The organism is Sphingomonas sp. STIS6.2 (assembly GCF_000732685.2).
Taxonomy (GTDB): Bacteria; Pseudomonadota; Alphaproteobacteria; order Sphingomonadales; family Sphingomonadaceae; genus Sphingomonas; species Sphingomonas aerolata.
In genome coordinates this window covers 59,510-82,754 of the sequence record NZ_JPDP02000100.1, presented here as the reverse complement: position 1 = coordinate 82,754, position 23,245 = coordinate 59,510, and the positions used below count along the sequence as shown (strand labels likewise).

The 23,245-nt window shown below is 68.8% G+C and carries 16 protein-coding genes; 13 read left to right on the top strand and 3 right to left on the bottom strand.

The window, feature by feature from the left end; translation table 11 throughout:
- Positions 1–70 precede the first annotated feature (70 nt).
- From gloB to sphst_RS12865, 13 genes are all read left to right on the top strand, one after another.
- A complete protein-coding gene (gene gloB / locus sphst_RS12925) occupies positions 71–799 on the top strand; it encodes a hydroxyacylglutathione hydrolase (RefSeq protein WP_107045647.1) in 729 nt (242 codons plus the stop codon).
- Positions 800–840: 41 nt separating this feature from the next.
- Positions 841–1,257, top strand: a complete 417-nt coding sequence (locus sphst_RS12920) for a hypothetical protein (RefSeq protein ID WP_107045642.1) — start codon at positions 841–843, stop codon at positions 1,255–1,257.
- A complete protein-coding gene (locus sphst_RS12915; protein WP_192139446.1) occupies positions 1,254–1,622 on the top strand; it encodes a hypothetical protein in 369 nt (122 codons plus the stop codon). The genes sphst_RS12920 and sphst_RS12915 overlap by 4 nt, the downstream gene beginning before the upstream one ends.
- Positions 1,623–1,757: 135 nt before the next feature.
- The gene (locus sphst_RS12910; RefSeq protein WP_107045640.1) at positions 1,758–3,935 is read left to right on the top strand and encodes a TonB-dependent receptor; all 2,178 of its coding nucleotides are present in this window, start codon (positions 1,758–1,760) and stop codon (positions 3,933–3,935) included.
- A gap of 344 nt (positions 3,936–4,279) precedes the next feature.
- The gene (locus sphst_RS12905; RefSeq protein WP_107045639.1) at positions 4,280–4,903 is read left to right on the top strand and encodes a glutathione S-transferase; all 624 of its coding nucleotides are present in this window, start codon (positions 4,280–4,282) and stop codon (positions 4,901–4,903) included.
- Between the two features lie 148 nt (positions 4,904–5,051).
- Complete coding sequence (locus tag sphst_RS12900) at positions 5,052–7,385, top strand: TonB-dependent receptor (RefSeq protein ID WP_442800401.1); 2,334 nt, start codon at positions 5,052–5,054, stop codon at positions 7,383–7,385.
- Positions 7,386–7,530: 145 nt separating this feature from the next.
- Positions 7,531–8,649 (top strand): DUF47 family protein, encoded by a 1,119-nt coding sequence (locus sphst_RS12895; protein ID WP_056679450.1) that lies wholly within the window; start codon positions 7,531–7,533, stop codon positions 8,647–8,649.
- Positions 8,650–8,844: 195 nt separating this feature from the next.
- A complete protein-coding gene (locus sphst_RS12890) occupies positions 8,845–9,843 on the top strand; it encodes an inorganic phosphate transporter (RefSeq protein WP_031394897.1) in 999 nt (332 codons plus the stop codon).
- Between the two features lie 76 nt (positions 9,844–9,919).
- A complete protein-coding gene (locus tag sphst_RS12885) occupies positions 9,920–12,592 on the top strand; it encodes an EAL domain-containing protein (RefSeq protein ID WP_107045637.1) in 2,673 nt (890 codons plus the stop codon).
- Positions 12,593–12,998: 406 nt separating this feature from the next.
- Complete coding sequence (locus sphst_RS12880; protein ID WP_409349135.1) at positions 12,999–14,885, top strand: ribonucleoside-diphosphate reductase subunit alpha; 1,887 nt, start codon at positions 12,999–13,001, stop codon at positions 14,883–14,885.
- Positions 14,886–15,068: 183 nt separating this feature from the next.
- Positions 15,069–15,827 carry a hypothetical protein gene (locus sphst_RS12875; protein WP_325049481.1) on the top strand — a complete coding sequence of 253 codons (759 nt, stop codon included), beginning with the start codon at positions 15,069–15,071 and terminating at the stop codon, positions 15,825–15,827.
- Positions 15,824–16,993 (top strand): M48 family metallopeptidase, encoded by a 1,170-nt coding sequence (locus tag sphst_RS12870; protein ID WP_107045635.1) that lies wholly within the window; start codon positions 15,824–15,826, stop codon positions 16,991–16,993. Before sphst_RS12875 ends, sphst_RS12870 begins: the two co-directional genes overlap by 4 nt.
- The gene (locus tag sphst_RS12865) at positions 16,993–17,565 is read left to right on the top strand and encodes a hypothetical protein (RefSeq protein WP_107045634.1); all 573 of its coding nucleotides are present in this window, start codon (positions 16,993–16,995) and stop codon (positions 17,563–17,565) included. Before sphst_RS12870 ends, sphst_RS12865 begins: the two co-directional genes overlap by 1 nt.
- Here the strand turns inward: sphst_RS12865 and sphst_RS12860 are convergent.
- From sphst_RS12860 to sphst_RS12850, 3 genes are all read right to left on the bottom strand, one after another.
- Positions 17,562–19,793, bottom strand: a complete 2,232-nt coding sequence (locus sphst_RS12860; RefSeq protein WP_107045633.1) for a hybrid sensor histidine kinase/response regulator — start codon at positions 19,791–19,793, stop codon at positions 17,562–17,564. The genes sphst_RS12865 and sphst_RS12860 overlap by 4 nt on opposite strands.
- Positions 19,794–19,921: 128 nt before the next feature.
- The gene (locus sphst_RS12855) at positions 19,922–21,586 is read right to left on the bottom strand and encodes a response regulator (protein WP_159043617.1); all 1,665 of its coding nucleotides are present in this window, start codon (positions 21,584–21,586) and stop codon (positions 19,922–19,924) included.
- A 13-nt stretch (positions 21,587–21,599) separates the two neighbouring features.
- On the bottom strand, positions 21,600–23,108 hold the full coding sequence (locus tag sphst_RS12850; protein WP_234387640.1) for an ATPase domain-containing protein: 1,509 nt from the start codon (positions 23,106–23,108) through the stop codon (positions 21,600–21,602).
- Between the last annotated feature and the right edge of the window lie 137 nt (positions 23,109–23,245).

Sequence of the window (23,245 nt, the reverse complement as noted above, 5' to 3'; positions counted from 1 at the left end):
GGCCACCGCCTTCGAAAGCTCCGCCATGCCCCTCGACGCCATGCCCCTCGACGCCATGCCCCTCGACGCCATGCCCCTCGACATCGTCCGCGTGCCCGTCCTCAGCGACAATTACGCCTGGCTGATCCACGATCCCGACAGCGGCACGACGGTCGCGCTCGACCCGGGCGAGGCGGATCCGGTGATCGCCGCGGCGACCGCGCGCGGCTGGCGGATCGATCAGGTCTGGACGACGCACTGGCATCCCGATCACACCGGCGGCAACGCCGCGATCCGCGCTCAGGGCGCGACCGTCACCGGCCCCGCCGCCGAGGCCGCGAAGATCCCGACGCTCGACCGCACCGTGACCGAGGGCGATACCGTGACGCTGGGCACGCACGCGGCGCAGGTGATGACCGTGCCCGGGCATACGCAGGGCCATATCGCCTTCCACTTCGCCGACGACGCGGTGATCTTCACCGGCGACACGCTGTTCGCGATGGGTTGCGGCCGGCTGTTCGAGGGCACCCCCGCCGACATGTTCGCCAACATGCAGCGTTACGCCACGCTGCCCGACGAGACGCGCGTCTATTGCGGGCATGAATATACCCAGTCGAACGGCCGCTACGCGCTGGTCGCCGAGCCCGACAATGCTGCGATCCACGACCGGATGGCCGAGGTCGACGCGGCCCGCGCGCGTGGCGAGGCGACCGTGCCCACGACGATCGGGCTCGAACGCGCGACCAATCCGTTTCTCCGTGCGACCTCGGCCGCCGAGCTCGGCGAATGCCGCGCGGCAAAGGATGCGTTCAAGGGCTGAATAGGCTATGCTGGGCCCCTCGGGGGCGCAAAGGAAACCGCATGCGCATCATGACACGCTTATCGCTGCTCTGCCTGACGATCGCCGCCACCGCCTGTACGGCGACCCCGCGCGAACAGGCGCAGATCGCGCAGCGCGAAACCGAAACGCAGCGAAAGCTCGCGACCGCGCTCAAGGGGCTGACCCCGGGCGAGCCGACCCTGTGCCTCAACACCTTCGGCCAGAAACAGGTGACCAGCTACGGCTCGACCTTTCTCTACCGCGTCAACAACGGCACGATCTACCGGACCGAGACCAATGGCGGGTGCGGCGATCTCGACCGCAACATCCTGATCACGCGGACGCCGACCGGCCAGCTCTGCCGCGGCGACATCGCCAACACGATCGACCGCGCCAGCCGCTTCCCCAGCGGCAGCTGCAGCTTCGGCGAATTCGTCCCCTATCGGAAGGCCCGATGAGGATGCCGCGCTCCGGCAGGATCGCCAGCCTCGCCGCGCTCGCGCTGACGCTCGTCGCCGGCCGCGACGATCCGCTCGCGGGGCGCATCGCTGGCGCGCCGGTCCGCTGCATCGGCATCGGTCTGGTCCAGGGCCCGACGATCCTCGACGCGACCACCATCCTCTATCGCCAGTCGGGCAAGCGCGTCTGGCGCACCGGCCCGGTCGGCCCCTGTCCGCAATTGCGCCCGCTGTCGACGATCATCGTCGACATCTATGGCGGCCAGCTCTGCCGCAACGACCGGTTCCGGCTGATCGAACCCGGCCTGTCGATCCCCTCACCCTCCTGCCGCTTCACCGACTTCACCCCCTACGACAAACCCTGACGCCCGGCCGTCCCGGATGATATGTTGCATCATGGCAACAACCCCTGACCCAATATTCCGCAACTGCGAACATCTGCTTTGATATGATACATCATTCGCGCTAGGCGGCAGCTCCGGGGTTCAAGGAGCGTTTCTATGCGTAAGACTTTCATCGGGATCAGCGCGCTGGCGGTCTTCGCCGCGACCGCCGCGACCGCCCAGACCGACACGCCGCCGACCGGCGCACCGGCCGATACGCCTGCCGCAACCCCAGCCCCGACCCGCACCCCCACCTCGCGCGCCGCCGCCGAGATTCTCGTCACCGCCCCCGTCCGCCAGAGCGAGACCGACGTCCTCCAGGGCACCTCCATTCTCTCGGGCGCCGAGCTCACCCGCAACCTGCGCCCGACCATCGGCGAGACGCTCGCGCGCCAGCCCGGCGTGTCCGCCACCTCGTTCGGCCCCAGCGCGTCGCGCCCGATCCTCCGCGGCTTCCAGGGCGAGCGCATCCGCGTGCTGACCGACGGGATCGGCTCGATCGACGTCTCGAACACCTCGGTCGATCACGCGGTCATCATCGACCCGCTGCTCGCCGAGCGGATCGAGGTGCTGCGCGGCCCCTCCGCCCTCCTGTTCGGCTCGTCCGCGGTCGGCGGCGTCGTCAACGTCATCGACACGCGCATCCCGCGCACCGTCCCCGAAAACGGCTACCGCGTGAACGGCATTGCGACCTACGGCTCGGCCGCGAACGAGCGCTCGGGCGGCGCCGCGGGCGACGTCGCGGTCGGCCAGCACCTCGTCCTCCACGCCGACGGCTCCTATCTGAAGTCGGGCAATCTGCGCACCGGCGGCAACATCCTGTCGTCGCAGGCGCGCGCCGCCGCGCTCTCACAGGTTGGCCTCCCGCAGGATACCGACGAGCCGATCGACTTCGCCGGCTCCGCCGCGCTCCGCGGAAAGCTGCCCAACACCCAGTCCGAGACCTGGACCGCGGGCGTCGGCGCGTCGATCATCACCGATGGCGGCAATCTCGGCGTGTCGTACAGCCATTATGACAGCCTCTACGGCGTGCCGATCCGCTATGCGACCGCCGTCGGCCAGGAGCAGGAGGCGCCCCGCCTCGACGTCGTCCAGAACCGCGTCGACCTGCGCGGCGAGATCAACACCGGCGGCGGCTTCCTCGACAAGATCCGCGTCCGCGCGGGCCACGCGACCTATCGCCATTTCGAGCTCGAACCCGATGGCGGCGTCGGCACCGCCTTCTTCAACAACGGCACCGAAGGCCGGATCGAACTGGTCCAGGCCAATCGCGGCGGCTGGCAGGGCGCATCGGGCGTGCAATATTTCAACCGCCTGTTCGACGTGAACGGCGACGAGGCCTTCCTGCCGCGCAACGAGACCAACCAGACCGGCCTCTTCACGCTCCAGCAATACAGCGCCGGCGCGTTCCGGGCCGAGGGCGGGCTGCGCTACGAGACGACCTCGCTCTCCGCCAAGACCCCGCTCGACGACCTCCGCTTCTTCCGCGGCAGCCGCAGCTTCGACGCGGTCTCGGGCTCGCTCGGCGCCTCCTACGGCGTGACCGACGCGGTCCGCTTGGGCATCAACCTCTCGCACACCGAGCGCGCGCCGTCCGCCGAGGAGCTGTTCGCGAACGGCGGCCATGCCGGCACCCAGGCCTATGAATTCGGCAGCCCCGATTTCAAGCTCGAGAAGAGCTGGGGCATCGAGGGCACGCTCCACGCGCATGGCGACGGCTTCAGCTTCGACGCGTCGGCCTATTACAACGACTTCTCCAACTATATCTCGGAGAACCAGGTCGCGCAGAGCGTCTGCCAGACCGCCGCCGATCCGTCGGGGCGGGAGGTCGACCTGCCCTGCTTCCAGTATCAGCAGGCGGACGCGCGCTATTACGGGTTCGAGGCCAATGCCTCGGTCCGCCTCGCACAGATCGGCGGCTATGTGCTCAACGCCGACCTGCTCGGCGATTATGTCCGCGCGACGATCGTCGACAACGGCCCCGTGCCGCGCATCCCGCCGATGCGCGTGCTCGGCGGGATCGAGGCACAGGGCGACCGCGTCAACGGCCGGCTCGAGGTCGAGCACGTCTTCGACCAGGACCGCATCGCCGCGTTCGAGACGACCACCAACGGCTATACGATGGTCAACGCGACCCTGGGCTTCAACCCGTTCGGCAAGGACAGCAAGACCTCGATCCTGCTCAGCGCGAACAACCTGTTCGACGTCGAAGCCCGCCGCCACGCCAGCTTCCTCAAGGACTTCGCCCCCCTAGCCGGCCGCGACATCCGCGCCACCCTCCGCTTCGGGCTGTAACGGGAGGGGGCCGCTCCCCACCCCCTAGAAAAAGAGCACCACCCCGGCGAAGGCCGGGGCCCAGTTGGGAGGACCGGAGTAATCAGCCCCAGCCCGCCGTCGAAAGCCTACCCAACTGGGCCCCGGCCTCCGCCGGGGTGACAGGCAGAGGCGCACCCTCCCCCAACCCCACCCCGGCGAAGGCCGGGGCCCAATTGGGGAAGCGGAGTAATCAGCCGCAGCCCGCTGTCACGACCGCCTTCCCATTTGGGCCCCGGCCTTCGCCGGGGTGGGGGCGAGCGTGCGAAGCGATCGGGCCAACCAGCCCCCGAGACGCGCCGCCCCCCGCCCCCTATACCCAACCCATGCTCCCCATCCTCTACAGCTTCCGCCGCTGCCCCTACGCGATCCGCGCCCGCAGCGCGGTCGTCGCCAGTGGCATCGCGGTCGAGCTCCGCGAGATCGTCCTGCGCGACAAACCCGCCGCCCTCCTCGCCGCCTCGCCGAAAGCCACCGTCCCCGTCCTCGTCCTCCCCGACGGCCGCGTCATCGACCAGAGCCTCGCCATCATGCACTGGGCGCTCGCCACAGCCGATCCGCTCGACTGGCTCGCCGGAGAGGACACCGATCTGATCGCGACCAACGACGGCGCGTTCAAGCATCATCTCGACCGCTACAAATATGCCGATCGCCACGCGACCGACCCGCTTGAGCACCGCGCCGCCGCCGCCGCGATCCTCGCCGATCTCGACGCGCGGCTGCACGCCACCGGCCATCTCGTCGCGCCCCGCTTCACGCTGACCGACATGGCGATACTCCCCTTCGTGCGGCAATTCGCGCAGACCGACCGCGGCTGGTTCGACACGCTCCCCCTCCCCGCACTCCACGACTGGCTGGGGCGCTATCTCGCCTCGCCGCTCTTCGCCGCGGTCATGACCAGAGTCACGCCGTGGCAGCCGGATGCGCCGACTGTCATTTTTCCAACATGATCCGCGGCTAGCGCGTCGCCGGGGGGCATTGCGACAGCATGAGCCGCGCGACGGCGATCACGGTCCACGGGGGTGGCCGCGATCGGCGCGCGCGGCTCGTCGGGTGTCCCTTCGGTAGAACCAAGAAGATCATCCAGGGAATATCACCGTGACACGCACCCGTCTGACCACGTCGCTCCTGCGCGGCATCGCACCCGCGACATTGCTGCTCGCCGCACTGCCCGCCGCCGCCCAGGACACGACCACCGCCCCTGCTGCCGCCCCCGCTGAAGACGGCCTCGGCGAGATCGTCGTCACCGCCGAACGCCGCTCGGAGAATCTCCAGCGCGTGCCGCTGTCGGTCGGCGTCGCCTCGGGCGATGCGTTGCGCGCGTTCCAGGCGGGTGGCGACGACACGCTGCTGTCGCTGTCGGGCCGCGTCCCCGGCCTCTATGTCGAGACCACCACCGGCCGCATCTTCCCGCGCTTCTACATCCGCGGTCTCGGCAACATCGATTTCTACCTCGGCGCGTCGCAGCCGGTCACGATCATCCAGGACGACGTGATCCTCGAGCATGTCGTGCTGAAGTCGAACCCGGTCTATGACGTCCGCCAGGTCGAGGTGCTGCGCGGCCCGCAGGGCTCGCTGTTCGGCCGCAACACGACCGCGGGCATCATCAAGTTCGACACGATCAAGCCGACCAACGACTTCGACAGCCGCGCCTCGGCCTCGGTCGGCACCTATGGCAGCGTCAGCGTCGATGCGGGCGTCGGTGGCCCGCTGATCAAGGACCTGCTGTCGATCCGCGTCTCGACCTTGCTCCAGCACCGCGAAAACTATGTCGACAACGTCTATGCCGGCGTCACGCAGGACAGCACCGCGACCCCGCGCAAGAACGCGATGGGCGGCTTCGACGACCGCAACGTCCGCGTCCAACTCGCGCTGACCCCGGGCAACGCCTTCTCGCTCGACCTGTCGGGCCATGCCCGCTGGTATGACGGCACCTCGACGCTGTTCCACCGCGCCGCGCTGAAGAAGGGCTCGAACGACGTCCAGGCCGAACCGCGCAACATCGTCGCGCTCGACGAAGGCAATGACAATCCGCAGAGCTACACCACCTATGGCGGCTCGGTCCGCGCGACCTACGACTTCGGTCCTGCCGCGCTCACCTCGATCACCGCCTATGAGACGACCTCGGGCTTCAGCCGCGGCGACACCGATGGCGGCGCGGGCGCGAACTTCCCCGTCCGCGGCACGGCGAACGGCTTCGGCCAGTCGCAGGGCCAGATCCGCGATCTCGACCAGTGGTCGCAGGAGCTGCGTCTGTCGGGCACGCAGGGCGGGCGCTTCAACTGGCAGGTCGGCGGCCTGTATTTCGACACGCGCGACATCACCGATTTCTACCAGCGGACCTTCTTCCTGACGACCGCGCAGCGCAACCCGAACAACTGGGTCCGCCTCCACGACGTCAACACCTCCTGGGCCGGCTTCGGCCAGGTCAGCTACGAGCTGATGGACCGGCTGACGCTCACCGCCGGCGGCCGCATCACCGAGGACAAGAAGCGCACGCAGCTGCTCAAGCCCGTCCAGAACGTCGCCGGCATCAGCCAGTATCCGGCCGGCTTCCGCACCGACGTCACGCTGAAGGCGACCAAGCCGAGCTGGGACGCGAGCCTCCTCTACCAGGCGAGCCCCGACATCAGCCTCTACTCGCGGATCGCGCAGGGCTTCCGCGGACCGACGATCCAGGGCCGCTCGGCAGTGTTCAACTCGGACTTCTCGACCGCCAACTCGGAGACGATCCTGTCGTGGGAGACGGGCATCAAGACCCGCCTGCTCGACAACACGCTCAGCCTCAACGCGACCGTGTTCGGCTACCGCGTCAACGACATCCAGCTCAACGGCAACGATCTCAACGGCAACGGCATCCTGTTCAACGGCAACAAGGCCGAGGCGTACGGCATGGAGGCCGAGGCGAACTGGAAGCCCGTTCCCAACCTCACGCTCGGCGCCGGGCTCAGCCTGCTGCACAGCGCGATTCGCGACACGACGACCGAGGTGCAGATCTGCGCGCTCAACAACGCGGTCGTCTGCACGCCGTCCGCGGCGGTCCGCCCCGTCCCCGGCGCGTTCGGCACGACCTTCCTCGTCAAGATCGACGGCGAGCCCCTGCCCAATGCCCCTGAGTATAATGTCGACCTGACCGCACGCTACGACCAGCCGCTCGGCAATGGCGGTCGCGCGTTCATCGCGGGCGACTTCAACATCCAGGGCTATACGCAGTTCGTGCTCTACAAGACCAAGGAGTTCACCGCGAACGGCAACTTCGAAGGCGGCCTGAAGATCGGCTATGCCGCGCCCGACGATGCCTATGAACTCGCGGTGTTCGCGCGCAACATCACCGGCGAGAAGAACCTGAAGGGCGTGATCGAGAACTACATGGCCGCGGTGTTCAACGAACCGCGGATCATCGGCGTCTCGCTCAGCGGCAAGTTCCGCTGATACGGCCGGCGTGGCGGTAACCCCGCCACGCCATCCCCTTGCGGATCGTGGCGGTTCATCCGCCACGCCACCTTTGCGGAGCGTCTGGCGCTCGCGCGCGGTGCGTGTCAGACATCGGGTTTGACCTTGCCCGAGGACCCGACCGATCCGTCAGATCGCTGCCCTGCCCTACCGGATCACCGCCGACGGATCCGCCGAGATCCTGCTCATCACCTCGCGCGAGACGCGGCGCTGGGTGATTCCCAAGGGCAATCCGATTGCCGGCCTCGCCTCGCACGAGGCCGCCGCGCAGGAAGCGTTCGAGGAAGCCGGGATTCGCGGCATCCCCTGCCCCAGCGCGGTCGGCGATTTCTGCTACGACAAGCGGCGCCGCAGCGGGCGTCTCCGGCCGATGATCGTCAGCGTCTATCCGATGCAGGTCGTCGAACAGGTCGCGGACTGGCCCGAGCGGGATCAGCGCGAGACACGGTGGTTTCCGCCTGATAAGGCCGCCGCCGCGGTCGACGAGCCCGAACTCAAGGCTCTGATCCGAGGATTCCGAAAGCCACCGATCCCGGTGGCGTTCGAACAACGCGTGCTGCCTGTGCTGCGGTCACGAATGAGGAGGCGTTTTCCGATGCTGGGCTGGTTCCAGGCACTCATGCCCAAGCAGGGGCGGTTCTTCGAGCTGTTCGACGCGCATGCCGCGACGCTCGTCGCGGGCGCCGACGCGCTCGCCCGGCTGCTCCACGGCGAAGGCTCGATCGAAAGCCAGATCGCCGAGATCGTGCGCCGCGAACACGAGGCCGACGACATCACGCGCGAGGTCCTGCAGGACGTCCGCCGCGTGTTCGTGACGCCGTTCGACCGCAGCGCGATCACCGACCTGATCGGCGTGATGGACGATGCGATCGACCAGATGAACGGCACCGCCAACGCGATCGCGCTCTACGAGGTGACCGAATTCGCGCCCGAGATGCGCGACATGGCGGGCATCATCGTCGAGGCTGCGCGGATCACCGCCGAGGCGATCCCGCTGCTCCGCTCGCTCGGCAGCAACGCCGGCCGTCTCCACGACCTGACCGCCCGGCTGATCCAGATCGAGGGTCACGCCGACGACATCCACGACACCGGCCTGCGCGCGCTGTTCGCCGCGTCGAAGAGCCATGCCGACCCGATGGCCTTCATCATCGGCCGCGAAATCTATTCCAGCCTCGAAAAGATCGTCGACCGCTTCGAAGACGTCGCCAACGAGATCCAGGGACTCGTCATCGACCATGCGTGACGCGTCGTTTCGGCCCGAAGCCTCCCCCAGTTCACCCCCCCGGCGAAGGCCGGGGCCCAGTTGGGCGACGGCCATGGCCGAGGGCAGCGCACCGTTACTGCGACCTCTCCAACTGGACCCCGGCCTCCGCCGGGGAGGTAAACTGGTGGGACGCCCCGCGATGACGCCAATGCAGGCTCGGGGAAGCATCCCCGCATGATCCTCTCGCTCCCGGTCCTCATCGGCCTGATCGGCATCGCGCTGCTGTTCGATTTCCTGAACGGCCTGCACGACGCTGCGAACTCGATCGCGACGGTCGTCTCGACGCGCGTGTTGAAACCCCAATATGCCGTGCTCTGGGCGGCATTCTTCAACTTCATCGCCTTTGCCGTCTTCGGCCTCCACGTCGCGCAGACCGTCGGCACCGGCATCGTCCATGCGCAGGTGATCGACGCGCAGGTGATCTTCGCCGCGCTGATCGGCGCGATCGCGTGGAACGTCATCACCTGGGTGCTCGGCATCCCCTCGAGCAGCAGCCACGCGCTGATCGGCGGGCTGCTCGGCGCGGGCGTCGCCAAGATCGGCTTCGGCGCGATCGTCTGGAGCGGCGTGATCAAGACCGTCAGCGCGATCTTCGTCTCGCCCGCGGTCGGCCTGCTGCTCGCGCTGCTGCTCGTCCTGCTCGTCGCCTGGACCAGCCTGAAACTCACCCCCCTCGGCGTCGACAAGCGCTTCCGCAAGCTCCAGCTGATCTCCGCCGCGCTCTATTCGCTCGGCCACGGCGGCAACGACGCGCAGAAGACGATGGGGATCATCGCGGTGCTGCTCTATTCGCAGGGGCTGCTCGGCGGCGAGTTCCACGTGCCCTTCTGGGTCGTGCTGTCCTGCCAGGCGGCGATGGCGCTCGGCACGCTGTCGGGCGGCTGGCGGATCGTCCACACCATGGGGTCGAAGATCACCCGGCTGACGCCCGCGCAAGGGTTCTGCGCGGAGACCGGCGGCGCGATCACGCTGTTCGCCGCGACCTTCTGGGGCGTGCCGGTCTCGTCGACGCACACGATCACCGGCGCGATCGTCGGCGTGGGTGCCGCGCGCCGCCTGTCCGCGGTGCGCTGGAACGTCGCCAGCAACATCATCATCGCCTGGACCGTGACGCTGCCCGCCGCCGCCGCGATCGGGGCGGCGACCTATTGGCTGACCGGGCTATTTATCTGATAAATGCAGGCGCTTACGACCTGTTAAGCATGATCGGAGGGCAATTGCGCAACCGCTGATGCGGTACGCTTGCGCAATGTTCTCGCGCTCTCCCGCCATTCCCCTCCGCGATCATCCCGACGCCACGAGCCTCATCCTGTTCGGGCTCGTCGAAAGCGACGAGGATGCGTGGAGCGCCGCGCAGCATGTCCGCCTCGCCAAGGTCGGCGCGGTCTGGCCGGTCGCGCTGATCGCGCACCTCGTGGCCGCGGCGATCGTCTTCGGCGTTTCGCTGGCGGCACGGCCGGCGCTGATCGCGGCGGTGGCGGTGCATGCGGGGGTGATCGCTCTGCTGTCCGGCGCGGCCTTCGCGACGGTGCGCAGCAGGACGCTGCGCGAATGGCCGATCCATCGCCGCAACGCGGTGCTCGCGACCTGCGCCGCCGGGCTCTCTGCTGCGCTCCTGTCGTTGCTCTGGGTCACCGTCGAGCTGCCGGGCGGGCCGATCGAGCTCGCCGGGCTGGTCGCGATCGTCGGCGCGATCAGCGTCACCGCGATCACGCTTTACGCCGTGCGCGCCGCGACCCTGGGGTTCGGCATCGGCCTGGCGCTGATGCTGACCTTGCTGTCGGGCGTCGGCATCGCACCGGTCGTCGCGATCGCCGCCTTTGCCGGCTTTGCCGCGGTCGCCTACCGGATGGCGCGGATCGACTATGCGCTCGCGCTCGATCACGCGGACCAGTCGAGCGAGGGCCGGCTCGCGATGAAGCTGATGGCGGAGTTCGAGAATTACGGCCCCGGCTGGTTCTGGGAAGCCGACCGGCGCGGCCGCATCACCTATATCTCGCCCAAGATGGCGCACGCGCTCCCGCCGCCGTCGGATCCGGAGGAGGGGTGCGACCCGTCGTCCGGGCTGGTCGGCTGCATCCTCACCGACCTGTTCCGCATGGACAGCGAGGCGCCCGGCACCGAACGCACGCTCGCCTTCCATTTGTCATCGCGCACCTCCTTCTCGGACTATTCGGTCTGCGCCGCCGCTGACCCCGCGCCCGAGCGCTGGTGGTCGATGTCGGGCCGACCAGTGATCGACGAGATCGGCCGGTTCCAGGGCTTTATCGGCACCGGCTTCGACCTCACCGAAAAGCGCAAGGCCGATGCCGAGATCAACCGCCTCGCGCTGTTCGACGGGCTGACCGGGCTCGCCAACCGCCAGCGGATGCGGCTCTCGCTTGACAAGACGCTCGCGCAGCAGGCCGGGCCCTACCGCCCGACCGCGCTCTTCCTGATGGATCTCGACCGGTTCAAGGCGGTCAACGACACGCTCGGCCACCAGGCGGGCGACCTGCTGCTCAAGCAGGTCGCGCAGCGGCTCACGCGCGTGGTCGGTGACGCAGGGCTCGTCGGCCGGCTCGGCGGCGACGAGTTCCAGGTCGTGCTCCCCGGTGTCGACAACCGCGACACGCTCAGCACCCTGTCGCGCGAGCTCATCCTCGCGCTGTCGCAACCCTATTTCATCAGCGGCGCGTCGGTCTCGATCGGCTGTTCGATCGGCATCGCGATCACCCCGCAGCACGGCAAGGATTCGGAGACGCTGATCCGCAACGCCGATCTCGCGCTCTATGCGGCCAAGGCCGATGGCCGCGGCGTCCACCGCTTCTATTCGGACGACATGCTGGCGGGGGCGAAATCGCGCAAGCAGCTCGAGGACGATCTGCGCATCGCGGTGACCGAGGGCGCGTTCCACCTCTGCTACCAGCCCGTCGTCAGCACGAAATCGACGCGGATCGTCGGCTATGAGGCGCTGATCCGCTGGAACCACCCGACGCGCGGCCCCGTGTCGCCCGCCGACTTCATTCCGATCGCCGAGGAATGCGGGCTGATCGAGGCGATCGGCACCTGGGTCCTGCGCACCGCGTGCAACGCCGCCGCGCGCTGGCCCGCCGACGTCCGCGTCGCGGTCAACGTCTCGCCGATCCAGTTCGCCAATCCCGCACTGCCAGCCCTCGTCACCAGCGCGCTCGCCCAGTCCGGGCTGCCCGCCAACCGGCTCGAACTCGAGATTACCGAGGGCGTCTTCCTCGACGAGAGCGCGTCCTCGGACCAGATGTTCAAGGCGCTGAAAGGGATCGGCGTCCGGCTCGCGCTCGACGATTTCGGCACCGGCTATTCGTCGCTCGGCTACTTACGCACCGCGCCGTTCGACAAGATCAAGATCGACCAGTCGTTCGTGAAGGGCGCGGCCGAACCGGGCAATCGCAACGCCGCGATCATCAAGGCGATCGTCATGCTCGCCGACACGCTCGGCATGGAGACGACGGCGGAAGGCGTCGAGCTTCAGGACGAGATCGCGCTCGTCCGCGATCTCGGCTGCAGCCATATCCAGGGCTATGTCTATGGCCGCCCGGTCCTCAACGAAGTGGTGATGGAACAGCTTTCCACCGCCGCGGGGGTGGCGACCGCCGCCGGGTTCAAGACCAGCCGCGCGCCGCGCGTGCGGATGCTGCGCTCCGCACGGCTGCTGGTCGAGGATACGCTCGTCGATGTCCGCGTCCGCGACATCTCGACCAGCGGCGCGATGGTCGAGGGGCTGATGGTCCGCGGCGATCCGACCCGCGCCGGCGTCTCGATCGAGCTCGTCGATGGGCAGATGATCGGCGCGCAGATTCGCTGGCTGCGCGATGGCCGCGCCGGGCTCGCCTTCGACCATCCGGTCGATATCGAACGGCTCGGCCCCCCGCCGCTGGTCCGCGGGATGCGCCGCGCGGGCTGACCGCGGGCGCGCGCGGCTCGCTCGAAAATATTTCGAAAGGCGCGAAATCCGCTTGCGTATCGCGAACCCGGCGCAGATCCACGCGTCGCGCCGCCGCCGCCGCGTCGGGATACCCCATCGACCCCGGGCAGGGCCGCAACGGGCCAACTAGCGGCTTGCACCCGCTGCGGGATTGGCACAGTATCTGGGGGCTACTTACAGCGGCAGGCCCTATCTCTGGTAGAACATGGTGCGCCCCTCGGGCTGCCACCCTGGTTGTCGACAGGCGTGACCACGCGCTGCCGATCAGTTTTTGTTCTGCTTTTGATCTGCCCGATGATAGCATGGGATATGCTCCCGATTCGAACGATTACAGAATTTTAGGAGCGGTCTTTTGGATTTCAGAGACAGCAGCCGGGATAGCGACATGACGACCGACACCATCGAACAGACCCTCGACACGCCCGCAGCAGAGGCCCCCAAGGCGCCGCGTCAGGCGCAGGACAGCCATTCCGTGCGCGCGCAGATTTACCCGGTCGAGGTCGATCACAGCCGCGACGCGCTGCTGACCGAATTCGGCAAGGAGACGCTGAAGGACCGCTATCTGCTCCCGGGCGAGAGCTATCAGGATCTGTTCGTCCGCGTCGCGTCTGCGTACGCCGATGACGCCGGCCACGCGCAGCGCCTCTACGACGCGATCTCGAAGCTCTGGTTCATGCCCGCCACCCCCGTTCTCTCGAACGGCGGCACCGGTCGCGGCCTGCCGATCTCCTGCTATCTCAACTCGGTCCCCGACAGCCTCGGCGGCATCGTCGACACCTGGAACGAGAATGTCTGGCTCGCCTCGCGCGGCGGCGGCATCGGCACCTATTGGGGCAATGTCCGCGGCATCGGCGAGCCGGTCGGCCTCAACGGCAAGACCAGCGGCATCATCCCGTTCGTCCGCGTCATGGATTCGCTCACCCTCGCCATCTCGCAGGGCTCGCTGCGCCGTGGCTCGGCCGCCGTCTATCTCGACGTCTCGCATCCCGAGATCGAGGAATTCCTCGAGATCCGCAAACCCTCGGGCGATTTCAACCGCAAGGCGCTGAACCTCCACCACGGCGTGCTGATCACCGACGCCTTCATGGAGGCGGTGCGCAACGGCGAGGAATGGCACCTCCGCTCGCCGAAGGATCAGGCGATCCGCGCCACGGTCGACGCGCGCTCGCTGTTCCAGAAGCTCGTCGAGACGCGTCTCCAGACCGGCGAGCCCTACATCGTCTTTGCCGATCACGTGAACAAGGCGATGCCCAAGCATCACCGCGAGCTCGGCCTCAAGGTCTCGACCTCGAACCTGTGCTCGGAAATCACGCTGCCGACCGGCAAGGATCACCTCGGCAACGAGCGGACCGCGGTCTGCTGCCTGTCGTCGCTGAACCTCGAAACCTGGGATCAGTGGAAGGACGAGAAGGGCCTGATCGAGGACGTCATGCGCTTCCTCGACAACGTGCTGCAGGACTATATCGACCGCCATGAGCCCGGCATGGAACGCGCCGCCTATTCGGCGGGCCGCGAGCGTTCGGTCGGCCTTGGCGTCATGGGCTTCCACAGCTTCCTTCAGGCACGTGGCATCCCGTTCGAAGGCGCGATGGCCAAGTCGTGGAACCTGCGGATGTTCAAGCACATCAACGCGCAGGCCAATGAAGCCTCGATGCAGCTCGCGATCGAGCGCGGGCCCTGCCCCGACGCCGCCGATGTCGGCGCGATGGAGCGGTTCAGCTGCAAGATGGCGATCGCGCCGACCGCGTCGATCAGCATCATCTGCGGCGGCACGTCGGCCTGCATCGAGCCGATCCCGGCGAACATCTACACGCACAAGACGCTCTCGGGCAGCTTCTCGATCAAGAACCCGTATCTCGAGAAGATGCTCGCCGAGAAGTCGAAGAACTCGGACGCGGTGTGGAACTCGATCCTCGAACAGGGTGGTTCGGTCCAGCATCTCGACTTCCTCTCGACCGAGGAAAAGGACTGCTACAAGACCAGCTTCGAGATCGACCAGCGCTGGCTGCTTGAACTCGCCGCGGACCGCACGCCGTACATCGACCAGGCGCAGTCGCTGAACCTGTTCATCCCCGCGGACGTGGAAAAGTGGGACCTGCTGATGCTCCACTTCCGCGCCTGGGAGCTCGGCATCAAGTCGCTCTACTATCTCCGCTCCAAGTCGGTGCAGCGCGCTGGCTTCGCCGGCGGGGTCGAGGCGGACAACACCATCGACCTGCGTCAGATCGACGTCGAGTCGAAGGATTATGACGAGTGCCTCGCCTGCCAGTAAGCCCCTGACCCATTACTGTGGCGGGCCCGCCCGCCGCCTGATCGAACAGCCTGTCGCGCTCCCCGCGCGACAGGCTTTTTCGTGGGTACGTCCGCCTTGGTCCAAAGCGGGCCGGTCTGCGGCTTGTCGCCCCCGTGCGCGCGGCCTAGCCCGGTCGCCGGGACAGCGCGCTGGGGGGCGTCGATGGGGACAGGGCTCGCGACGCGTCTGACGATCATGCTGCTGGCCCCGGCCCTGACACTCGCGCCCGCCTCACCCGCCGCCGCCCGCCAGAGAAGCGCGCAGAAGACCGGCTTCACGCTGCCCCCCGGCAGCGGCAAGACCATCCTCCTGATCCGCCCGAGCATCCGCGTCGGCGCGCGCTCGACCGGCGGGATGTTCGAACCCAATGGCGACTGGACCGACCAGGCCCGCCGCAACATCGAAACCGCACTCGCCGCGCAGCAACAGGCGCTCGGCAACCGCGTGATCCCCGCGCCCATAGCGGACGGCGATGCGGCGCGGCTCGTGGCGGACTATGCCGCGCTGTTCGCCGCGGTCTCGCAATCGGTGATCCGCTATCAGTTCTTCGCCGGCGACCGGCTGCCGACCAAGAAACGGGCGACGCAGGCCGGGCGGTTCGACTGGACGCTCGGGCCCGGCATCGCGCGGCTGCCCGGCGCGCGCGACGCCGATTACGCGCTCTTCCTCAGCACCAGCGACGCCTATGGCTCGACCGGGCGCAAGCTGCTGCAGATCGTCGCGATGCTGGGGCCCGGCATCCCGCTCAGCGCGGGCGAACATGCGGGCTATGCCGGGCTGGTCGATCTGCGGACGGGCGACCTGCTCTGGCTCAACGCCGACCGCGCGATGGGCGGCGACCTGCGCACCCCCGAAGGCGCCGCCCGCCGCGTCCAGCAACTGCTCGCCGATTTCCCCGGCAGCACCCCCGCCCCCCGATGACCGTCACCGCGCTCGCCCTCGCCCTGCTCGCCGCGACCGCCCCCGCCCCGCCCCCCTATGCCGGCGCCTATCAACCGGTCGGCGTCGACGAGATCGGCGCCTGGGCCGAGGCGGACGAGGACGAACGGCAACTCGCGCTGTCGCCGCTGCTGATCCGCGACGCCGCGCTCGACGCCTATGTCCGCCGCGCGCTCTGCGACACGGTCGGCGCGGCGCGCTGCGCCGGCGTGCGGGTCTATGTCCTGCGCGTGCCTTTGTTCAACGCGAGCATGGCGGCGAACGGGACGATGCGCGTGTTCAGCGGGCTGCTGCTCCGCGCCCGCAGCGAGGCGGAGCTCGGCGCGGTGCTCGGACATGAATTCGGCCATTTCGAACGCCGCCACACGCTTGCGCAGTTCCGGGCGCAGCGTACCGGCTCCGACCTGCTCGGCTGGGGCGCGGTGCTCGCCGCAATGGTCCCCGATGCCGATCTGCGCCGCCGCTTCGCCACGCTCGGCCGATCGGTCTACGGCGCACTCTACCGCTTCTCGCGCGATCAGGAACGCGAGGCCGACCGGCTCGGGATCGGCTATCTCAACGCCAGCCGCCTCCGCCCCCAGGCCGCCGCGCAGCTGTGGCACAGCGCGATCGCCGAGGCCGGTGCCTCCGCGGTCGCGCGCGGCGCGCACCGCCCGCGGCTCGACCGCATCGGCTTCTACGCCTCGCACCCGCCCGAGGCCGAACGCGCCGCCACGCTCGATGCGCTCGCGCTGCCCGACGCGACGGACCGCGACGACGGCGCCGACCGCCATGCCGACGCGCTCGCGCCGTGGCTGCCGCTGTTCCTCGACGACCAGATCAAGCTCAACGACTTCGGCGCCAGCGCCTATCTGATCGCCGCCTGTGCGGCGCGCGGCTGGACCGCAGCGCTGTGGCGCGCGCGCGGCGACCTGTACCGCGCCCGCGGCAACCCCCACGACCTCGTCAACGCCGCACGCTTCTATGCGCAGGCCACCGCGCTCGACCCTAGCCTCGCCGCCGCACAGCGCGGACTGGGGCTCGCACTGGTCCGGACCGGCCGCCTCGCGGAGGGACAGGCGGCACTACGCCGCTATCTCGCGCTCGACCCCGCCGCCGGCGATGCGACCATGATCGCGGCCCTGATCGCCGCCCCGGAGGACCGCTGATGCGCTACCCGCTGCTCCCCGCCCTCCTCATGCTCCTGCCCGCGCCCGCCGACGCCAACGCCTATCGCGCGCAGGGCAAGCCGGTCCGCGTCGCCCGGACGATGACCGTCACCCCGCCGCGCGACTGGAACCAGCTCTCCGCCCGCCCGGGCCGCAAGGCCGAGGTCTGGACACTCGACGGTGAGCGGCTCAACGCGGTCACCTGGTTCGGCGGGATCGCACCCGGCGAGCCGCTGCTGCGCGAACCCCGGCGCCGCAGGACGCTCCCCCGCTACAGCGACGCGATGCTGCTCGCCGAGATCCCCGAACTGCTCGAATCGACCTATCGCAGCGCGGGCGGAATCGCGGACTTCACGCTCACCACCGCAGCGCCCGACCCGTTTCTCGGCCATGCCGGCATCCGCTTCGGCTATGCCTATGTCGACGCCGACGATCTGCCCCGCCGGGGCGAGGCACGCGCGGCGATCGTCGCGGGGCTGCTCTACATCGTCACCTTCGACGCGCCGCGGACCGACTATTTCGACCGGCTGCTCGGCGACGTCCACCGCCTCACCGACAGCGCCGCGCTCTAGAACGCGCCCGCCACGAGCGGCCGGTCCGCCTCCATCACCGCGTGCAGCCACGGCGCGAGCTCCGCCATCGAATAGGGTTTGTGCAACAGCGCAAAGCCCTGCGCGCCGTCCTTCGAGATCACGTCGCTATAGCCGCTGGTCAGCAGCACACGCATCGCGGGAAAGTCCCGGCGGACATATTGCGCCAGCGCGACGCCGTTCATCCCCGGCATCACCACGTCCGAAAACATCACGTCGAACGCGTCCACCTCCCGCGCGAGGATCGCCAGCGCCTCCTCGGCATCGCGCGCGAACACGATCGCGTGACCCAGATCGGCGAGCGCGGACATCGCGAAGTCGCCGACCGCGGCATTGTCCTCGACCACCAGGATCCGCAGCGACGGCCCGTCGCCGCGCGCCTCCGCCGCGATGCCGACCCCCGCCGGCACGCCGGTCGGGTCATGCGGCAGATACAGCGTGAACGTCGCGCCCGCGCCGGGCGTGCTCTCGACGATCACCTCGCCGCCCGACTGCTTCACGAACCCGAACACCTGCGACAGGCCCAGCCCGGTGCCGTGGCCGATCGCCTTCGACGTGAAGAACGGCTCGAAGATATGCTCGATATGCGCCGGGTCGATCCCGCTGCCCGTGTCGTGCACGCCGATCGTCACGAAATCGCCGTCGCGCGCGACATGGCCGCGCACCGCCGGGATCCGCGCCGCGCGCCCGACCACGATCCGAAGCGCACCGCGCCCCGCCATCGCGTCGCGCGCATTGACCGCCAGGTTGACGATCGCGGTCTCGAGCTGGCTCGCATCCGCATGCGTCAGGCACGGCGTGTCGGGCAGGCTCAGCGCGATGTCGATGAACGATCCCGACAGCGTCGCCAGCATGTCGGTCATCCCGCTGACGACGGCGCGGACGTCGAGCACCTCGGGGGTCAGCGACGATCGCCGCGCAAAGGCGAGCAGTTGGTTGGTCAGCTTGGTCGCGCGGTCGGCGGTGTCCGCGATCGCAGTGATGTAGCGGTCGCGCCGATCCGCGCTCAGGTCGGGCCGCCGCAACAGGTCGGTCGATCCGCGGATCACCGTCAGCAGATTGTTGAAATCATGCGCAATACCGCCGGTAAGCTGGCCCAGCGTCTCCATCTTCTGCGCCTGGCGCAGCGCCTCGTGCGCCTGGGTCAGCTCCGCGGTCCGCTCCGCCACGCGCTGTTCGAGCGTGTCGTTGACCTCCTGCACCGCCTTGAACAATTGCGCATTGTCGATCGCGATCGCCGCCTGCGCCGCGACGCCGACCAGCAGCCGCTCGTGCCGTTCGCCGAAACGCCCGGGCTCGGAATGGCCGAACAACAGCCCGCCCAGCACCACCCCGGTGCGCGACGTGACCGGCACCGACAGATAGCTGCGCACTGGCAGATGCCCGCGCGGCATCCCGTAATGCGGCGCGCTCTTGCCGTAGCGCGGGTCGGTGCGGATATCGTCCGAGCGGATCACGCCCTCGTTGCGGAAGGTCGGTCCGAACACCGCGGTCGCGCGCGGCCGGCCGAGCTTCTCGAACGCCGCACGCTCCGCCCCGGCCAGCGTGAACAGGTGCAGCCGCTCGCCGGTCTCGTCCATCAGGTTGTGGAAATACGCCCCGAACTCCGCCCCGGTCAGCTTGACCCCCGCATCGGTGACCATCTGGATCAGCGGCTCGAGCTCGAGCTCGGCGACCAGCGCCGCGCCGGTGACGTTCAGCGTCTCCAGGCTGTGCGTCTCCCAGCGCAGGCTGCGCTCGGCGAGCACCGCGTCGGTCGTCTCGATCACCACCGCCAGCACGCCCGCGGGCACCCCGTCCGCATCGAGCACGGGTGAATAATTGAGGTCGAGGAACACCGTCTCGGGCTCGCCGTGGCGGTACAGCGTCAGCTCCTGCCGCGCATAGCTCCGCGTCTTGCCGGCCATCCCGGCGCGCACAACGCCGTCGTTGAACGCCGCCGCCTCCGTCCAGGCCTCGCGCACCGGCATGCCGAGAATCGCGGGATGCTTGTCCTGCGCGATCGTCGCATAGCGCGCATTGTAGAGCAGGATCCCCTCCTCGCCCCACAGCAGCGCCATCGGCACCGGCGCGCGCAACAGGATCGACACCACGGTCCGCAGATGCGGCGGCCAGCCCTCGATCGGGCCGAGCGGGGTCGCCGACCAGTCGAACGCCGCGATCAGCGCCGCGAGCGGTCCGTCGCCCAGGAATCCATGTCGCTCAGCCACGCTGCCCCACCTTGCCCCCACCCCGGGTCCGAAATCCTGCGTCCCTGATCACCGTACACGCACGGGCGTTAACCCCATCCTATACACCGCACCGTCACCGCGAAACGCTGCAATGTCCGTCACCTGCGCTACTGCGCCGACAGTGCATCGCCGATCCGCGCCGCGACCTCGCCGATGCGATAGGGCTTCTTCAGCACCGTCTCCGCCGCCAGCTCGTCGCCGAACGTCGCGACATCGGCATAGCCGCTCGCGAACAGCAGCGGCATGGCGGGGGCGACTGCGCGGATCCGCCGCGCCAGGTCGACGCCCGACATGCCCGGCATCACCACGTCGGTCAGCACCAGGTCGAACGACGCGCGCCCGAATTCGGTCAGCGCCTCGGACCCGCTCGCCGCCGCGACCACCTGATAGCCGATCTCCTCGATCATCTGCGCGGCGACCCCGCGGACGTCATTGTCGTCGTCGACCACCAGGATCCGCTGCCGCGACCCGGTCGCCTGGGCCAGCCGTTCGATCGCAACCGGATCGGCGACCTCGGTCGTCCGCGGCAGGTACAAGGTGATCACCGTCCCCTCGTTCTCCGCGCTGACGATCCGGACCGTGCCGCCCGACTGGCGGGCAAAGCCGTAGACCTGCGCGAGCCCCAAGCCCGTGCCCTTGCCCTGCCCCTTGGTGGTGAAGAACGGCTCGAACGCGCGCGCGAGCACGGCGGGCGTCATCCCCGCACCGGTATCGGCGACCTGGATCGAAACATAAGCGCCCGGGTTCAGCTCGGCGGTCAGCGCGTCGGGCACCGCGGCCAGGTTGCGCGTCGCGATCCGCACCACCCCGCCCGACGGCATCGCGTCGCGCGCGTTGATCGCCAGGTTGAGCAGCACGACCTCGAGCTGCGTCGGATCGACCATCGCGCGCCAGACATCGTCCGCCAGGTCGAGCTCGACCGTCACCGCCGCGCCGATCGACCGCGCGAGCAGGTCCGCCATCGACGCGACGACCTGGTTGGGCTCGACCGGTACCGGCGACAGGTGCTGGCGTCGCGAAAAGGACAGGAGCTGCGCGGTCAGCGTCGCGCCGCGCTCGCCCGCCTGCAACGCCATGCTCGCCAGCCGCCGGATCTTCTCGTCGTCGGTCCGCCGCAGCAACAGGTCGAGCGAGCCGATCACCGCGGTCAGCAGATTGTTGAAATCATGCGCGATGCCCCCCGTCAGCTGGCCGATCGCCTCCATCTTCTGCGCCTGGACCAGCCGCGCCTCGGCCCGCTCGCGCTCGGCGATCTCCGCGGTCAGCCGGTCGTTCGCCGCCGCCAGTTCGCGCGTCCGCGCCTCGACCTTCGCTTCCAGCGTATCCGCCAGATCGCGCAGCTCGGCGCGTGCCTTTTCGCGGTCCTCGAAATGCCGTGCCGCCAGCCGCTGGCGTTGCCGCGCGCGCAGCGCCGCGCGCGCCGCACTGACCAGCGACGCAGGATGGAGCGGGCGTTCGAGCAGGGTCACATTGGCGACCGCCTCGACCTCGCGCGCGCCGCGCCGCGGCTCGCCGCGCTTGCTCAGCAGGATGAACGGGAAGTCGGACCAGGGCGCCTGTGCGGCAATCGCTGCGAGCAGCCGCTCCTGGTCGAGCCGCGACAGCGCGTCGTCGGTCAGGATCGCGCCGGCATGCGTGCCCCCCGCGATCGCCGCGAACAACGCGGTCCCGTCGGCATCCGGCACCGCGGCGATATCGGCAGAGCGCAGCACCTGCGCGGTCACGTCGGCGTCGCGGCCGGTCGGCGCGACCACCAGGAAATCGTCGGTCATCATCGCCGGTCGGTCAGGATTCGTCACGGTTCGTCAGCAGGGCGGCGCTGCCCCCATATTCGGGCGTCCCGGTCAGCACACCGCGAAACCCGGTCAGCTGCGGCCCGACGCGGATCCCGCCGCTGTCGATCCGGAACTCGCGCAAGGTCCCCTCATGCGGACCCATCCGGCGTTTCAGGAACGACATCACCCGCCGGATCGCGCCATCCGCCTCGAAGAACCTGAGCAGCATCACCGAATCCGCCAGATAGGTCAGGTCGACCGGCGACTGCATCGTCCCGATCATCCCGGCCTGCGTCAGGACGAGCAGCCCCAGCACGCCCTGCTGGTTCAGATAGGTGACGACCTCGTGCATCTGCAGCAGCATGTGCTGCTCCTCGGGCATGGCGAGCTGATAACCCGACAGCGAATCGAGCACGACCACCGTCGCGCCGACCCGCTCGACCTGGTCGCGGATGATCCCGGTCAGCTCGCCCGGCGACAATTCGCCCGGATCGACCTGGCGGAAGCACAGCCGCCCCGCCGCGACATGGTCGCTGAGGTCGAGGTCCATCCCCGCCGCGCGGCGCATGAACACGCGCTCGGTCTCGTCGAAGCTGACGAACAGCGCCTTCTCCCCGCGTTCGAGCGCGGCGAAGACATATTGCAGCGACAGCGTCGTCTTGCCCGATCCCGACGGCCCGATGATCAGCGTCGTCGTCCCGTAATCCAGCCCGCCGCCCGACAGCGTGTCCAGCTCCTCGATCCCGCTCGACGCCAGCCGGTCGACGAAACCCGTATCGGGATGCGCGACCGCGGTCAGCCGCGGAAAGATCTGCAACCCGCCGCGCCGGATCACGAAGTCGTGGAAGCCACCGCGAAACGCGCGCGCGCGCATCTTGTACACGCGCAGCCGCCGTCGCTCGGATCCATAGGGCAGCGCGATCTGTTCGAGCCGGACGACGCCGTGCGCCAGGCTGTGCAGGCTGAGATCGTCCTCGGTCTGCGTCAGGTCGTCGAGGAACAAGGCGGTGCAGCCCCGCTGCGCGAAATAATGCTTGAGCGCGAGCAGCTGCCGGCGGAACCGCAGCGGCCCCTGCGCGAGCAGGCGGATCTCGGACAGGCTGTCGAACACGATCCGCGTCGGCTCGACCTTGCTGACCGCCTCCATCACCATGTTGACCGTCTCGCCGAGTTCGAGATCGGACGAATAGACGATCGACTGTTCGCGATCGACATCGAGGCTGAGTTCGGGCGGCACCAGTTCGAAGATGTCGACCCCGGTCATGTCCCAGCCATGCGTCCTGGCGACATGGAGCAGCTCGTCGCGGCTTTCCGACAGCGTGATGTACAGGCACCGCTCGCCCGCATCGCGCCCGGCGAGCAGGAACTGCAGCCCGAGCGTCGTCTTGCCCGACCCCGGCTCGCCCTCGATCAGGTGGACGCGGTTATACGCATAGCCGCCGTCGAGGATATAGTTCAGCGGGTCGAGGCCGGTCGATACGACGCTCCCGTCGGAGGGTGATGACGGTTCTTGGCGCACGCGACATTTCTCCAGGCCAGTCCGGGCGCCGCGCCGGACCATGTCCGGTTCGAGAGCCCCCGCCCAACAACCCCCCGGCAACGCACAAGTTTCCGCTGCGGAATTTTTGCAAAAGTCACCGCGGTCCGGCCGCGTCG